Annotated in this window: 11 protein-coding genes; 2 read left to right on the top strand and 9 right to left on the bottom strand. The window is 71.1% G+C overall.

From position 1 onward, the window contains the following. Positions 1-36 precede the first annotated feature (36 nt). The gene (locus ABZ385_RS09475; protein ID WP_358910677.1) at positions 37-2022 is read right to left on the bottom strand and encodes a hypothetical protein; all 1986 of its coding nucleotides are present in this window, start codon (positions 2020-2022) and stop codon (positions 37-39) included. A 281-nt stretch (positions 2023-2303) separates the two neighbouring features. After that, positions 2304-2597, bottom strand: a complete 294-nt coding sequence (locus tag ABZ385_RS09470; protein ID WP_358910675.1) for a lactococcin 972 family bacteriocin — start codon at positions 2595-2597, stop codon at positions 2304-2306. 601 nt (positions 2598-3198) lie between these two features. On the opposite strand from ABZ385_RS09470, the gene ABZ385_RS09465 reads away from it, so the two are divergent. Continuing rightward, on the top strand, positions 3199-4599 hold the full coding sequence (locus ABZ385_RS09465; RefSeq protein WP_358910864.1) for a glycosyltransferase family 39 protein: 1401 nt from the start codon (positions 3199-3201) through the stop codon (positions 4597-4599). 69 nt (positions 4600-4668) lie between these two features. On the opposite strand, the gene ABZ385_RS09460 is transcribed toward ABZ385_RS09465, so the two are convergent. From ABZ385_RS09460 to ABZ385_RS09430, 7 genes are all read right to left on the bottom strand, one after another. Next, a complete protein-coding gene (locus ABZ385_RS09460) occupies positions 4669-5211 on the bottom strand; it encodes an AAA family ATPase (RefSeq protein ID WP_358588059.1) in 543 nt (180 codons plus the stop codon). A 41-nt stretch (positions 5212-5252) separates the two neighbouring features. Further along, positions 5253-7553, bottom strand: coding sequence for a molybdopterin cofactor-binding domain-containing protein (locus ABZ385_RS09455; RefSeq protein WP_358588061.1), 2301 nt, complete (start codon positions 7551-7553; stop codon positions 5253-5255). After that, a complete protein-coding gene (locus tag ABZ385_RS09450) occupies positions 7550-9667 on the bottom strand; it encodes a 2Fe-2S iron-sulfur cluster-binding protein (RefSeq protein ID WP_358910673.1) in 2118 nt (705 codons plus the stop codon). The genes ABZ385_RS09455 and ABZ385_RS09450 overlap by 4 nt, the downstream gene beginning before the upstream one ends. Next, the gene (locus tag ABZ385_RS09445; protein WP_358584580.1) at positions 9664-10566 is read right to left on the bottom strand and encodes an FAD binding domain-containing protein; all 903 of its coding nucleotides are present in this window, start codon (positions 10564-10566) and stop codon (positions 9664-9666) included. Before ABZ385_RS09445 ends, ABZ385_RS09450 begins: the two co-directional genes overlap by 4 nt. Before the next feature lie 311 nt (positions 10567-10877). Further along, on the bottom strand, positions 10878-12578 hold the full coding sequence (locus tag ABZ385_RS09440; RefSeq protein ID WP_358910671.1) for a beta-N-acetylhexosaminidase: 1701 nt from the start codon (positions 12576-12578) through the stop codon (positions 10878-10880). A 111-nt stretch (positions 12579-12689) separates the two neighbouring features. After that, entirely contained in the window at positions 12690-12989 is a 300-nt protein-coding gene (locus ABZ385_RS09435) for a DUF3039 domain-containing protein (RefSeq protein WP_037825937.1), read from the bottom strand. Between the two features lie 112 nt (positions 12990-13101). After that, positions 13102-13701, bottom strand: coding sequence for a YqgE/AlgH family protein (locus ABZ385_RS09430; RefSeq protein ID WP_358584576.1), 600 nt, complete (start codon positions 13699-13701; stop codon positions 13102-13104). Between the two features lie 253 nt (positions 13702-13954). On the opposite strand from ABZ385_RS09430, the gene murA reads away from it, so the two are divergent. Continuing rightward, entirely contained in the window at positions 13955-15304 is a 1350-nt protein-coding gene (gene murA, locus ABZ385_RS09425; protein WP_358584575.1) for a UDP-N-acetylglucosamine 1-carboxyvinyltransferase, read from the top strand. Positions 15305-15368 lie beyond the last annotated feature (64 nt).

Raw genomic sequence — 15368 nt, 5'->3', positions numbered from 1 at the left:
CCCAACTGAATGAAAATCCTTCTCGCCTGGCGGCACTCATGCGACGGCCGCCCCTTCCTTCACGATTCGACGATGGAAGAGCGCAAGAGCAATGAGCACGGCCCCGAACGCGAAGACAACGAGAGCAGTAATGACTCCGATATCCAGTGTTGTGATGTGCAGTGGTTCGTACGGGGCAGGCGCTCCAGCCGCCGCGAAATCCTTCAGCTCCTGATTCTGTTGCCAGACCTCGAAAGGAACCCGGGTGGCAAAGATGATCGCGATAGCAACCTCGACGGCCAGAATGAAACGATGAGTCGCCACATATCGCCAGCCACTTATACTCTGTACGAATATACGTTGCGCGTTCTTTCGCGAGTAAATGATACAAACACCCACACCGGCGGCGAGAAGAACCAGAACGGCGACAGCAAGATTAAAGACTTGAACCGACATCTCGTTGGCCGCTTTCCTGAGGTCCAGAGCGGTCTTCTGGCCGATGGGACTCACGGAATTAACGTAGTCCTGCAACTTCTCTGCCTTTATGCCATTCAGCGCCTCTTCAGGGTTCGGGAAGACGATCCCGCCCTGCGTTGCGAATGTGGTGTAGGCGTCATTTGTGAGAAAGTTCGATCCATTGGGCACGACGACGACAACCGGGTCGCGCACCACGGAACGATCCTCGTTCGGACTGTGTCCCGCATTGTAGACATATGAGCCGGTGTTGTAACCGAAGAGATATTGCCCCTGCTTGCCCGTCAAGGTCTCCAATGGAATGTCGCGACTGAGATCCGGGTCAATTATTTGGGCAGCAGCTTTGGTGATGACCGATGTCTGCGCGGCGAGAGGAGCAGGGACGATGACGCGTACCGCGCGCGAGTCGGGCTTCTTTCCTCCACCTGCAGGGCGGGCAAGACGCCGCCCTGCAGCATCGAGGACCGGTTGCTCAGCGAGATACTTTTCGTTGACGATGAGGATCTCACCAGCCGGCAGGCGCGCGTCCGGGGCGGACCCCTGGAGATCCCTGCGCCCGGCGACCACCACCTCGCCCCGCTTGTCGGCTTCGCGCAGCCAGGGACCGACGCGTTTGTCCAACTGATCCTGCTGCATGGCATAGGCGCCGCTGAGCCGGATCGAAACCGCATCGCCCACGGCTTCGTAGCGATCCCGGTTCTCCTCGCGCGTCAGGACATCCCGGGCGGCGAGGCTGACGCTCGCGGCGATGCTGAGAGCGAGCAGCAGCGCCGGGATGCGTACGAGGTAGACGCTGACTGTAGCCGCGCGCGAGGGCAGTTCGCCCTTGAGGGCCCGCAGTACATCGACCTTGAAGGTCAGAGCAAGCACGGCCGCATGCGTGGCCAGCACCACGAAGAGCAAGAAGGCGGCGATTCCCACGGCCACCGAGGCGAAGAGCCCGAACCAGGCGAACTCGTTGTAGAGACCGAGGGAGACCAGCGTCACGACCGCCACCACGACGGCGGAAACCGGCCAGAACACCGCCATCTGACGTAGATCGCGAAGAAGGATGCCGGTAAAAGACATCCCCTGCATCCGCAGGACCCCATAGGTCTTCGCGTTGAGCAGCACACTCGCGCCGGTCATCGTCAGCGCCGTGAGGGCTATCACGCACAAGGCCCTGAACAGCGGGTCGCCCGAGTACGTGTCAGCCAGCTCGGTGTACGAGAGAGGGTGGGTGACGCTGGCATTCAGGCCGAGGTCGCTGAACATGGCCACCAGATCATCAGCCGCCCCAGCCGCCCCAAAGACATAGTAGGAACCCCGCGGATCCTGCTGTCCGACTTCGGAGATCGGATGCACGCGCGTTTCATAGTTCCTGCTGAACTCCGGATACCCCTCGTCCAGCCATGTCGCTGCCGAGGAGTCGCCGGCACCGGGAGTCATGTACAGATGGCGGACCGCGTCCGGGTTCTTCAGGTCAGGTACTTCACGAGCCACCCCGACGCCATGTTCGGCCGAGAAAGCCTTGATGGCCTGGACGACTCGAACACCGCTCACCGAATCGTCTGAATCGGCGACGCTCACCAGACCCGAGTTCCCCAGGACGCCGCCCTCGTCCAACCCTCGCACAGACAGAAATGCCAGCACTGCGGACAAGGCCAAGAGGGCGGCGTGGACGAATCGTATACCTCGGTGCAGCATCGGATACCTAGGTTGAGGGCGCACGAGGCGCACGTGCCGAGAAGCGAAAGCCGGGAAGGAGAAGTTCTTGGGGCGAATAACCAGGTCCCATAACCACAGCAAGTCGGGCATGCGCGAGCGGCGCCACTCCCGCATGCCCAGAAAGCTGATTTACGGCCAGAGAATCAGCAGCTCGGGTCGTAGTAGTAGCTGATGTCGCCACCGTTTCGCGTACCCGAGGCCTTGGACCACTGCCCCTTGGCCGTGCACCCGCTCTTGTAGAGCTGCGAACCGATCTTCACCGAGGACGCGTGCTTGTTGTTCGGGTGCTTGTAGTTCGACCACGCCGTGTTGGCGCCCTTGTCGTAGCTCCACGAACCGCCGCCGACGTCGACAGTGGTGGCAAGCGCGGGAGTGGCTGCGGCGAAGATGAGGCCTACGGTCGCGACCGCGGCCTTAATTCCATTTCGCTTGTTCATAGTTGATCCCCTTTTCAACCTGGAGTGCGTCCGGACGGGTCACGGTCCGAACAAGTAGCGATCCTGCTGCGGAGAGTGGCGGCTACGCAACTAGATGATCATGTGACGTAGGTAATATGTGGTTCTTGCATCTTTCATGTTATGTGCGACCGAGGTCGCGTCAGCCATGGGCTGTTTTCGGGCAATCGAGAACCAGGCATAGTGACGCGCGTTGCCGAGCGCGCGGAAGGCTTATGAACAAACGCCCGACAGGGCTGCGATCCCCGAGGAAGAGTCAGCCGCGACGCCACGGACCCAGTTCCGTTGCATGGTTTTCGGCCAGTCGGCGTGGGGAAGGCCGACGCCGCGATGGCATTGTTGATCAAGTCGGCTTGCAACGGGGCCGCGCACCGGGCCGGGGGCCGCGTGCACACGACCGTGGTCATCGATCGGCCTCCTCGTGCCCTCTTGGCTCTCCCGCCTCGTCCAACCGCCGCTCGGGGAGCCCTTTTTCATGCCCATTGACCGCCCAGCACCTCCGTCACCCGCCGGAGACGAGAACACGTTCGTAAAACGTCCCGTGAGCCCGGCGCACGGCCATGTCCTGGTCTGGCTGGTCCCCATGGTGTGGACGTTCGTCTTCGGTCTGTGGGGCTTGTCGCGGCAGGACAGCGTGTGGCGGGACGAGGCCGCGACGTGGCAAGTGGCCCGACGCTCCACGGGCGAGATATGGCACATGCTGGGGAACGTCGATGTCGTGCACGGGTGCTACTACCTGTTGATGCACGTACTGTTCGAATGCTTCGGGCCCAGCACCGCGACCCTACGGCTGCCCTCGGTGCTTGCCATGGGAGTGGCGGCGGCATGCGTGGCGATCATCGGCCGTCGGCTGGCCGACCCCTGGGTGGGCCTCGCGGGCGGGATGGCCTTCGGGCTGCTTCCGGCCGTGCAGTTCTATCTGCAGGAGGGGCGGCCGTACGCGCTGGTCGCAGCCGGGGCCGGCATAGCAACCCTGCTGCTCGTCACCCTGCTTCAAGGGCATGGCCGATCGGCGGGTTGGGCCGCATACGGCGCCGCCGTCCTGGTGTGCGGGTTGCTGAACTGGCTGTCGCTCATGATGCTGCCCGCCCACCTGTTGACCTTGATCTGGTCTCGAGCGGAGCGCGCCGTGTGGACCCGCTGGGCCACGGTCTCCGCGACAGCGACGGCGTGCGTACTGCCCTTGGTCCTCTTCAGCCGGAGCCAGTCCGCACAAGTGTCATGGATACCGCCGCTGACCTGGCACATGCTGATCGGCCCGGCGGTCCTCCTAGTGATCGGTGGCATCGGAGCACTGCTGGACCGGCCCCGAGCAGGGCGGTTGTCGGTGGCGGCCGTGGGGCTGCCGTTGCTGGCGGTGCCGCACATCGGTCTTGTCGGTCTTTCACTGATTCAGCCGCTCTTCCTGGACCGGTACATCCTGTTCGGTCTGCTGGGGCTCGCCCTGCTGATCGGCGCGGTCGTCGGCTCGCTGGTGGCCGCTGTCGCGCCCCGGTTGCCGAGAGCGGCCAAGTGGGTTCTCCCCGCGGTGCTCGCCCTGGCGATGGCGGCGCTGCTGCCCCAGTCCCTGGCCAAGCGCTCCCCGGCCAGCCGCGTCGATGACGTGAAAGCGGCGGCCACAGATGTACGCCGCCTGAAGAAGCCCGGGAACGCCGTCCTCTTCGTCCCGTCGGCCCGCAGGGACACCAAGTCCGTCTCACCCAGTGCCTTCACCGGTCTGCACGACATAGCGCTCGTGGAGAGCCCGGAAAAGTCCGGGACGTTGAAAGGTGTGGAGGCGGACCCGGCCCGCATACGAGCCGCGATGCTGGCCCAGCGCCGGATACTGCTGGTGACGGACGCACCTGGGGTCGCGAGCCCCTTGAAGGGAGCACGGGACAGAATGAAAACCTCCGTGCTGAAGAAGTACTTCAGGGCAGTGACCGACGACCAGGTCCGCGGCCGCAGAGTGACCGTGTACGAGCAGCGCACGGCAGCGCGCTGACCGAGGTCGTCTCGTGTCTGGACTCCAGAGTCGGGCCCGGGCTCCCCGCCGGGCCCGTGGCGGCGGGTCTCAGGCGATCCGCGCGTCCTCCAGGCGCGCCAGGATCGCGTCCACCGTCTCCCCCACCGAGAGCTCCGAGCTGTCCAGCCACAGGCCGAGGCGCGGGGTGGTCTCGCGCAGGCCCGTGTCCAGGTCCTGGACCGTCCACGCGCCGTAGCCCGTCTTGCCGCGTCCGGCCTCCCGGGCGGCGACCGCCTCGGGGCGCGGGGCGAGGACGACGACGTACACGGGGCGGGTGCGCAGCAGGTCGACGTACGTCCGCAACCACGGGCCCAGGATGACGTCCTGGACGACGGCCGTGAAGCCGGCGGCCGCGTACGCGTCGGCGGTGGACGCCGACAGGCCGTACCGCAGGCGCAGTTGCGCCTCCGCCTCTCCCCCGGCCCCCGGCTCGAACTCCGCGCCGCCCGAGACGATCATCCGCCGGTAGACGTCGCCCCGCACATGCGCGGACTTCGGCAGCCGCTCGGCCAACGCCTGGGCCACCGTGGACTTTCCGGCCGCCATGATGCCCGTGACGACGACGACACCGGTGGGGTCGGAGATGGTCATGGCGCCCATGGTGCCACCGGCTCCCCGGGCGCCGCGAGGGATTACTGCGCCACCGCCGCCTGTGGCCGGATCGGCAGGCGGTTGACCGGGCGGCCCGTCGCCGCGCGGACCGCCGAGGCGACGGCCGCGGGAGAGGTGACGACCGGCACCGCGCCGGCCGCCTTCGCGCCGAAGGGGGCGACGACGTCCCGCTCCTCCACCAGCTTCACGATGCGGATGTCCGGGGTGTCCAGGGCCGTGGGCAGGGCGTACCCGGTGAGGTCGGGGTGGCGGACGATGCCGCGCGGGGTGCGGAGGTTCTCCGTCAGCGCCGCGCCCACGCCCTGCGTGACGCCCGCCTCGATACGGGTCCGCAGCTGCTCCGGATTGAGGACGCGGCCCACGTCCTGGGCGACGGCCAGCTCGACGACCCGCACCGAGCCGATCTCGATGTCGACGTCCACCACCGCGCGGATCGCGCAGAACGCCATGCCGACGAAGGCGTCGCCCTGCCCGGCCTCGTCCAGCGGCTCCGTCGGATGCGGACGGCACTGGGCCGTGGCCCACAGCTCCTTGCCCTCCAGCGCCTCGGTGACCGTCGTGGACAGCACCCCGTCGTACGAGGTGATCTTGCCGTCGGTGATCTGGAGCAGCTCGGTGGACATGCCGAACTTGTGGGCGAGCGGCTGGAGCAGCTGGGTGCGGACCATCTTCGCCGCGCGCTCCACGGCGCCGCCGGACACCCAGGTGTGGCGGCCGCGGCAGCTCGGGCCCGCCGGGGGCTGGTCGGTGTCGACGGGGGCGACCCGCACGTCCTCGATGCCGAGGGTCTCCTGGACGATCTGGCGGGCCAGCGTGGTGAAGCCCTGGCCGGTCTCGACGGCCGCGCAGATCACCGTGGCCACGCCGTCGTGGACCTTCACGGTGGCGGTGGAGACCTCGTCCGTGCCCTCGGCGCCCAGGAGCTGGACCATGCCGAGGCCGTAGCCGACCCCGCGCCGCACGGCGCCCGGTTCGCCCGCGCCCTCGGGGCCGCCGGGCAGCAGCCACTCGTCCTCGGGGGTGTCCTTGGGCAGCTCGGGCAGCGGGAAGTCCCGTACGGCGGCGAGGAGTTCGGCCACGGGGGCCGGGCACGTCACCGTCTGGCCGGTGGGCATGATGTCCCCGGTGGCCATGGCGTTGCGCAGCCGCAGCTCGGCCGGGTCGACCCCCAGCTTCTTGGCGATCTTGTCCATCTGGGCCTCATACGCGGCGCACACCTGCATGGCGCCTTCGCCCCGTACGTGCCCGGAGGGCGGGTTGTTCGTCCGGACCGCCCAGCCCTCGATGAAGGCGTTCGGCACCACGTAGGGGCCGCAGGCGAAGGAGACGGCGGCGGCCAGGGCCTCCGAGGAGGTGTCCGCGTAGGCGCCCGCGTCGAGCAGGATCTGCGCCTCCACCTTGACCAGGCGGCCCTCGGCGTCCGCGTGGTGGCGGTAGCGCAGCAGGGTGGGGTGGCGGTGGGCGTGGCCGAGGAAGGACTCCTCGCGGGTCGCGGTGATCTTGACGGGGCAGCCGGTGCGCAGCGCGAGCAGCCCGAGCGGGAGCTGGAAGCTCGCGTCCTCGCGGTCGGCGGTCGCGCCCGGCACGCCGGTGACGACGACCTTCACCTGCTGCGGCGCCAGGCCGTAGCAGGCGGCGGCCCGGTCGCGGTCGGCGTGCGGGTCGGTGGAGGCGATGTACAGCTCCACCCCGCCGTCGGGGCGCGGCACGGCCAGCCCCGCCTCGGCGCCGATCGGCGCCGGGTCCTGGCGGCCGATGCGGTACAGGCCCTCGACGACGAGTTCGCCCGCCGCCTCCGGGTCGCCGTGGCGCAGCGGGATGTGGCGGATGAGGTTGCCGTCGGGGTGCAGCGGCTCGGCCTCGAAGGCCTTCTCGGGGTCGGTGACCGGTTCGAGCGGTTCGTACTCGACGATGACGGCGGCGGCGGCCATCCGCGCGGTGTCGGGGTGGTCGGCGGCCACGGCGGCGATGGCCTCGCCGTGGTGGCGTACGACGTCGGAGGCGAAGACCGGGCGGTCCGGCGTCCTGCGCCCGTGCAGCGCCTCGCCGGGCACGTCCTCGTGGGTGATGACGGCGCGTACGCCCGGCATCTGGAGCGCGTGGCGGGTGTCGATGGAGACGATGCGCGCGTGGGCGTGCGGGGAGCGCAGGACCGCCGCCCACAGCAGGCCCTCGGCCCACAGGTCGGCGGCGTAGGGGAAGGTGCCCTCCGTCTTGGCCCGGGAGTCCGCCGGCGGCAGGGACGCGCCGATGCCGTGCGGCAGCGGCTCGGGGCCCGGCGCGGCGGCGGGCGGGGGCACGGTGGTGGTCTCGTCGCTCACGCCTGGCCTCCGTCCTGGCCGAAGGGGCCCCGCGGCCCTTCGTACGGCCCTTCGTCGTACGCGCCTTGGTGGACGCCGCCCGCGCCCGGGGCCGCCTGGTGCGGGATGCGGGCCTCGTCGCCCTGCTCGGCCCGCTCGGCGGCCGACGCCGGAGTGTCGGCGGCGGCGCTCGCCTCGCGCTCGGCGACCACCTCGCGCACGGCGTCCAGGACACCGCGGTAGCCGGAGCAGCGGCAGAGGTTGCCGCACAGGGCGCGGCGGGTCTCCAGCTCGCTGGGGGCGGGGTTGCCCTCCAGGAGGTCGTGCACGGTCATGGCCATGCCCGGTACGCAGAATCCGCACTGCACGGCGCCGCACGCGGCGAGCGCGCGCTGCACGTCGGAGGGCTGCCCGTCGGTGGCCAGGCCCTCGACGGTACGGATCTCGCTGCCCGCCGTGGTGGCGGCCGGCACCAGGCAGGACGCGACGAGCCTGCCGTCCACCTGGACGTTGCAGGCCCCGCACTCGCCCTGCGAACAGCCGTCCTTGGCGCCCGCGAGACCGAGCCGCTCCCGCAGGACGTACAGCAGGGACTCGCCGATCCAGGCGTCGGTGACGGGACGGTCGGTGCCGTTCACGCGCAGCACGTAGGAGCCGAGGGGGTGGTCGTCGTGCAGGGGGTTGGGGGCGATGACGGGGGCGTCGGCGGTTTCGGCCGCCGCGTCGTCGTCCGGAGCGGTGTGCTCACCGGCCTCGGTGTCCGGTTCGGCGGCCTCGACGGCCTCGGCGGGCGCTTCGGCGGTCCCGGCTGCCGTGTCGGGCGCGTCCGCGTGCTCCGGCCCGGCCATGGGCTCGGGGGCCGGGGCCGGTTCGGGAGCGGCGACGGGCCCGAGGGCGATGGGCTCGGGGGTGACGGCCGGTTCGGCGGGCGCGTCCTCGGCGTGCTCCGGGGGCGTGTCCGGGGTGGCGACGACGGGGGCCCCGTCCGGGGCTTCGGGCGCCGCTTGCGAGGCGGCCTCCGGCAGCGCTGCGGGCTCGGCCTCCTGGGTAGCCTCCGGAGCGGCTTCGGCGAAGGGCCGGGGGAAGGCGTCGTCCAGGGCGCCGTCGGTCGGGTCCGTCTGCTCGGCGGACTCGAACTGCTCCGCCGGGTCCGACGCGTCGAGCACCGCGGCGATCTCCGCCGCCTCGGCGGCCTCGGCGGCCTCCTGGACGGTCTCGACCATCTCCTGCACGGCTTCGGCGGCCAGCGCGGCCTCCGCGGCCCGCGCCGCCTCGATCCCCGACTGCCCGGCGGGCGGCACACTGACCGCCCGCAGCAGCGTCGTGCGCTCGAACCCGTTCTCCCGCGGCTCCCGCGGCTCCCGCGGTTCCTGCGGGGCAGGCTCCGCGGCGGGCTGCTCCGGGGTCTCCTGGGGCTGCTCGCCCCAGGGCGCGCCGGCGCCCGCTCCCGTCGCCCACGGCGCGGGCGCGCCGCCCGGCAGGGTCGCCGGCGGCGTGCCGCCGCCGGGCCAGGAGGTCAGGTGCGTGCCGTAGGGGTAGCCGCCGGCCTGCGCGGACGCCGTGTACTCGCCCGAGTCGTCCGGCAGTTCACCCTCGGCGACCGGGATGGACCACTGTCCGGTGACGTCGGAGGAGGGCGCCGCGCCGGGGTGCGCGTAGGACTGGCCGTACCCCTGGCTGTGACCCTGCTCGTAGCCCTGGTGGTCGTACCCCAGGGGCTCCGACTGCTCGTACCCCGGGTGCTCCGAGGACTCGTACCCCGGGTGCTCCGACGGCTCGTACCCCTGGTGTTCCAGGCGCTCCAGGTGCTCCTGCTGCCCGTACCCCTGGCCCTGCCCGTACGCCTGCGTCTGTGCCGCTTCGGTGCCGGCGAAGGTCCACTGCCCGGTGGCGTCGTAGCCGCCCGCGACCTCGGGGGGCATGACCCACGAGCCGGTGGCCGCCGGGTCGGTGGCGTCGGCGGTGGTCGGCGTGACCGTGATCTGCGGCGGCACGTAGCCGTGCCCCGGCGCGGCGAGCGGGACGTCCAGCATGCCCTCGGGGAGCTGCACGAACGCCGTGGCGTCCGAGTCGTACTCACCCTGCGGGTGCGGCTGCCAGCCGCCGCCGTTGTCGGTGTTCCGGTCGTCGCTCACGACAGCGCCCTCCCCAGTGCTCGTCGGGCCAGCGCGGCGACGGTGCGCCGCAGGTGCAGTACGCCGGGCGACAACGGCTGTTCGGTGCCGTCGGCCGCCGGGGGCAGGTCGGGGACGCACGCGGCCCCCACGTACTCGCCGAAGGCGGTGACCGCCTCCGGCACGAGGCTGCCGCGCTCGCCGTCCCAGTCGATCAACGAGGCGACCCACTGCTCGGCCTCCAGGGGCCGCAGCGGCATCGGCGCGATGGCGCCGACCGCGCACCGCACCCCGCGCCGCGCGGGGTCGAGGACCAGCGCGACGGACGCGGTGGCCCGGCCGGGGCCGGTGCGTCCGGTCGCCTTGAGGAAGACCTGGGGGGCGTGCAGCAGGGGCACGCGCACGAAGCCGATCAGCTCGCCGGGACGGAGCATCTCCATGCCCGCGAGCAGGTTCGCGACGGGCACCTCGCGGCGGGCCCCCTCGGGCCCGGCGATGATCAGGACGGCTTCGAGGGCGGCGAGGACGGGCAGCGCGTCGCCGGTCGGCGCGGCCGAGGCGATGTTGCCGCCGAGGGTGCCCGCGTTGCGGATCTGGGGCGGTCCCGCGGCGCGCGCGGCGGCGGCCAGGGCGGGGATGAGCGCGGCGAAGTCGGGGCGGCCCATGCGGGCATGGGTGAGGCCGGCGCCGAGCAGGGCGTGCCCGTCCTGGTACTGCCAGCCGCGGATCTCGTTGATGCGGCCGAGGCCGACGAGGGCGGCGGGGCGCAGCTGTCCGGAGTTGACGGAGGCCATGAGGTCGGTGCCGCCGGCGACGGGCACGGCGGCGGGCATGGCGGCGAGTGCCGCCACGGCCTCGTCGAGCGTGACGGGCAGCTTCACCGACCGCGGTGTCGCCGCCTGCGGTGCGTGCGTGCTCAAAACCGGCTGCCCCTTCCCGATGCCCGGCCGTGTACTTCACCTGCGTCGCGTACGTGAAGTGCTCGCCGTCCGCGACGTGTCACCGTTCGCCTGTTCCGCCGTACGGTACGTGCTCCCCACCCGGACGTGGCAACTCTGGCACATCTTCCGCGGGGCCCGACGCGGGGGTCCGCTAGGAGGCATTCGTCCCCGGTCCAGGGGGATATGCCGTTTTCGCACGGCTTTTGGCGGCCCGGGGCGGGGCGGGGGCCGCCGGGACCGGGCACGCGGGCAAGGGGCACGCACCCGGAAGGACCTCACCGGAAGGGACCTCACACGATCGGGGGCGGCCCCTCGATCGGGCGGCCGAGGTCACTGTTCGTCAGCCCTTCGGGGGCCGGCCGCCGCTGCCAGGGCAACGGGCCGCCCGGCGGGCGGTAGTGGACGCCGAGGGCGTCGAGCCGCGCGTAGTGGGCCTCCATGCGGCGGCCGAAGTCGGCGAAGTCGCGTTCGGCGGGGGCGGGGAGGTGGCGCCAGGCGACCTCGCAGAAGGCGGCGAGGCGGGGGAAGACCTGGTAGTCGACGCGGTCCTGGTTCTCCATCACCTCGGTCCAGACGTTGGCCTGGGTGCCGATGACGTGCGCGGCCTCCTCGGCGGTGAGTTCGGCGGGGACCGGCTCGAAGCGGTAGACGTCCTCCAGGGTGCGGACGAAGCCGATGGGCATCGGCTCGTCGGGGCCGCCGTCCTGCCGGTGGTCCAAGTACACGTGCTGCTCGGGGCACATGATGACGTCGTGGCCGGACCGGGCGGCGGTGATCCCGCCGCGGTAGCCGCGCCAGGAGGAGACGGTGGCGCCCTCGGCGAGGCCGCCCTGCAGGATCTCGTCCCAGCCGACGAGCCGCCGCCCGCGGGCCGTGAGCCAGGCGTCGAAGTGCCGGATGAACCAGCTCTGCAGCCCCTCCTCGCCCTCGACGCCCAGCTCCTTGATCCGGACTTGCGCGGCCGGCGAGGCCTTCCACTGCACCTTGGGGCACTCGTCGCCGCCGACGTGGATGTAGGGGGACGGGAAGAGTTCGAGGACTTCCTCGAAGACGCCTTCGTAGAAACGGAGTACGTCCTCGGTGGGGGCCAGCACGTTCGGGCTGACGCCCCAGGTGTCCCAGACGGTCAGCGCGCCGGTGTCGACCACGTCGGCGTTGCCGAGGTGCGGGTAGGCGCTGATCGCGGCCTGCGAGTGGCCCGGGACGTCGATCTCGGGGACGACGGTGATGTGCAGGGAGTCGGCGTACGCGACGATCTCGCGGATGTCGTCCTGCGTGTAGAAGCCGCCGTGCGGGCGCTCCTCCCACAGCGGTGAGTTGCGGTGGCCCCACTTGGAGCGGGCGCGCCACGCGCCGGTCTCCGTGAGCTTCGGGTGGCGCTTGATCTCCACGCGCCAGCCCTGGTCGTCGGTGAGGTGGAAGTGGAAGACGTTGAGCTTGTGGGCGGCGAGCAGATCGAGGTAGCGCAGGACGCCGTCCTTGGGCATGAAGTGCCGGGAGACGTCGAGCATCATGCCGCGCCAGCCGAAGCGGGGCGCGTCCTCCACCACGGCGGCGGGCAGCGGGTGCCGGGCGCCGGGCCGCAGTTGAGCGCGCCGGAAGGCGTCGGGACCGAAGAGCTGACGGAGCGTCTGGGCGCCCCAGAAGACCCCGGCGGCCGCGCCGCCGCGGATCTCGACGCGGCTGCCGTCGACCGTGAGCCGGTAGGCCTCCGGCTCCAGGGAGGCGTCGATGAGCAGGGAAACGGAGTCGTCCGCGCCCTCGGCGCCGGGGGGCAGCGCCAGGCCGAGGGCGGCGCCGAGCGTGGCGCGCAGCCAGCGCTCGGTGGACTCGGTGCCGGGGCCCGCCCACAGGGTGGTCGTCGGTCCGGCGGTGAAGGGGGAACCGGGCACGGCCTCGGCGCGTGCGGGCGCCGGGATGAGTTCGGCGAGCGGCGCGAAGCGCCTTCCCTCGGGGTGGTGGTGGGCGACGGGTGGGCGCTCAAGGGTCATGCGACGCAAGGCTGTCACGCGATCGCGGCACGCAAAAGGGGCGTTGCGGCACGCGCAACGCCCCTTCGGCGAGGGGTCTGTGGGTGGCCCCGGAGGGGAGGGAGGAGGGGGTTACTTCTTGCCGCCGTCCTTGCCGCCCTTGTCCTTGTCGCCGCCGGCGCCCATGGACTCGTAGATCTCCTTGCACATGGGACAGACGGGGTACTTCTTCGGGTCGCGGCCGGGGACCCACACCTTGCCGCAGAGCGCGACGACGGGCGTGCCGTCGAGCGCGCTCGCCATGATCTTGTCCTTCTGGACGTAGTGCGCGTAGCGCTCGTGGTCGCCGTCACCGTGCGACACCTGCGGCGTCGGCTCTACGAGGGTCCCCGTACCTGCCCCGCGCTCGGGCTCGGGCTCAAGAGTGCTCATAAGGGCCAAGGGTACTCACGCGCGCCGCCTCCGGGCAGCGGCCGCCGCCCCGAACCCCTCGCCGGTACGCCGGCGGGGCGCCGCACGAGCGCTGGGCGGAGCGCGTCCTCGGTCAGTTGAGCGAAGGGTCGTCCGGATAGGTGGCGACCATCGCCAGCTCGCTGCGCTGGCGTCGGAGCACCGCGCGCCACAGCCGCTCCGGGTCGGGCGAGGAGACGTCCCCCGGCTCGGACTCGACCACGTACCAGGCGCCGTCCGCCAGCTCGGTCTCCAGCTGGCCGGGCCCCCAGCCGGAGTACCCGGCGAAGATCCGCAGGCTGCCGAGCGCCGGGGAGAGCAGCTCCGGCGGGGCCTCCAGGTCGACGAGGCCGATCGCGCCGTGCACCCGGCGGAAGCCCACGGGGTCGACGCGGCCGGTGCGGTAGCGGATGCCCGACGGCGTGCCCTCCTCGCCGGGGATCACCGCGATGCCGAGCGCCGAGTCCAGCGAGACGGGGCCGCCCTGGAAGACGACGCCCGGCGCACCGGCCAGCGCGCCCCAGCCCTCCAGGATGTCGGCCACGTCCACCGGCGTCGGGCGGTTCAGGACCACACCGAGCGAGCCCTCCTCGTCGTGGTCGAGGAGCAGCACCACCGCGCGGTCGAAATTGGGGTCCGTCAGGGCCGGCGTGGCCACGAGCAGCCGCCCTGTGAGCGAGGACACCTCGGTCATGCTCCACATGATCCCGCATCTTCGCCGCGCGCGGGGAGGGAACGGCCCCACGGGGACCGGTGCAGTTCAGGGCGCATGAGAGCGGCCGGAGCGCACGGCGGCGGCGGTGACCCGGAGTGTCCGGTTCCGTACGGTTCGTGTTGTGGCGAACTCATGACCTGTTTTGCACGCCCTTGCCCTTACGGAAGGGGGGTACACGGCCATTACGCTTGCCCCTTGGTCCCCCCGTCCATCCAATCGGAACGCGAGATTCATGACCGTCACCGGCATTGACGATGTACTGCTTGTCCACGGCGGCACCCCGCTGGAGGGCGAGATCCGTGTCCGCGGCGCGAAGAACCTCGTGCCCAAGGCCATGGTTGCCGCGCTGCTCGGCAGCGCTCCGAGCCGGCTGCGCAACGTCCCCGACATCCGCGACGTGCGTGTCGTACGCGGCCTGCTGCAGCTGCACGGCGTGACGGTCCGTCCCGGTGAGGAGCCGGGAGAGCTGATCCTGGACCCGTCGCACGTGGAGAGCGCCAACGTCGCCGACATCGACGCCCACGCCGGCTCGTCGCGGATTCCGATCCTCTTCTGCGGACCGCTCCTGCACCGCCTCGGGCACGCCTTCATCCCCGGCCTCGGCGGCTGCGACATCGGCGGCCGTCCCATCGACTTCCACTTCGAGGTGCTCCGCCAGTTCGGCGCGACCATCGAGAAGCGCGCCGACGGCCAGTACCTGGAGGCCCCGCAGCGCCTGCGCGGCACCAAGATCCGCCTGCCGTACCCGTCCGTGGGCGCCACCGAGCAGGTCCTGCTGACCGCCGTCCTCGCGGAGGGTGTGACCGAGCTCTCCAACGCCGCGGTCGAGCCGGAGATCGAGGACCTGATCTGCGTCCTGCAGAAAATGGGCGCGATCATCGCCATGGACACCGACCGCACCATCCGCATCACCGGTGTCGACAGCCTCGGCGGCTACAACCACCACGCCCTCTCGGACCGCCTGGAGGCCGCCTCCTGGGCTTCCGCGGCCCTGGCGACCGAAGGCAACATCTACGTCCGCGGCGCCCAGCAGCGCTCGATGATGACCTTCCTGAACACCTTCCGCAAGGTGGGCGGCGCCTTCGAGATCGACGACGAGGGCATCCGCTTCTGGCACCCGGGCGGCTCGCTCAACGCCATCGCCCTGGAGACGGACGTGCACCCCGGCTTCCAGACCGACTGGCAGCAGCCGCTGGTCGTCGCGCTGACGCAGGCCGCGGGCCTGTCCATCGTCCACGAGACGGTCTACGAGTCGCGCCTCGGCTTCACCTCCGCGCTCAACCAGATGGGCGCGCACATCCAGCTCTACCGCGAGTGCCTGGGCGGCTCCGACTGCCGCTTCGGCCAGCGCAACTTCCTGCACTCGGCGGTCGTGAGCGGCCCCACGAAGCTCCAGGGCGCCGATCTGGTCATCCCCGACCTGCGCGGCGGCTTCTCGTACCTCATCGCGGCCCTGGCCGCCCAGGGCACGTCCCGGGTGCACGGCATCGACCTGATCAACCGCGGCTACGAGAACTTCATGGACAAGCTCCAGGAGCTCGGCGCGAAGGTCGAGCTGCCGAACGGCAGGACGGCGCTCTAGCAGCCCGCGTGTGCGCCGGCCGGCGCACACGAAAGGGGCGGTCACCCACTGGGTGACCGCCCCT

The sequence above is a fragment of the Streptomyces sp. NPDC005898 genome (assembly GCF_040629635.1).
GTDB lineage: Bacteria > Actinomycetota > Actinomycetes > Streptomycetales > Streptomycetaceae > Streptomyces.
This window is presented reverse-complemented; position numbering and strand designations above follow the sequence as displayed.

What these genes read in the sequence shown, in the direction of transcription:
- ABZ385_RS09470 (WP_358910675.1), bottom strand. Translation starts at nt 2,597, where the DNA reads ATGAACAAGCGAAATGGAATTAAGGCCGCGGTCGCGACCGTAGGCCTC.
- ABZ385_RS09465 (WP_358910864.1), top strand. Translation starts at nt 3,199, where the DNA reads ATGGTGTGGACGTTCGTCTTCGGTCTGTGGGGCTTGTCGCGGCAGGAC.
- ABZ385_RS09460 (WP_358588059.1), bottom strand. Translation starts at nt 5,211, where the DNA reads ATGACCATCTCCGACCCCACCGGTGTCGTCGTCGTCACGGGCATCATG.
- ABZ385_RS09440 (WP_358910671.1), bottom strand. Translation starts at nt 12,578, where the DNA reads ATGACCCTTGAGCGCCCACCCGTCGCCCACCACCACCCCGAGGGAAGG.
- ABZ385_RS09435 (WP_037825937.1), bottom strand. Translation starts at nt 12,989, where the DNA reads ATGAGCACTCTTGAGCCCGAGCCCGAGCGCGGGGCAGGTACGGGGACC.
- ABZ385_RS09430 (WP_358584576.1), bottom strand. Translation starts at nt 13,701, where the DNA reads ATGACCGAGGTGTCCTCGCTCACAGGGCGGCTGCTCGTGGCCACGCCG.
- murA (WP_358584575.1), top strand. Translation starts at nt 13,955, where the DNA reads ATGACCGTCACCGGCATTGACGATGTACTGCTTGTCCACGGCGGCACC.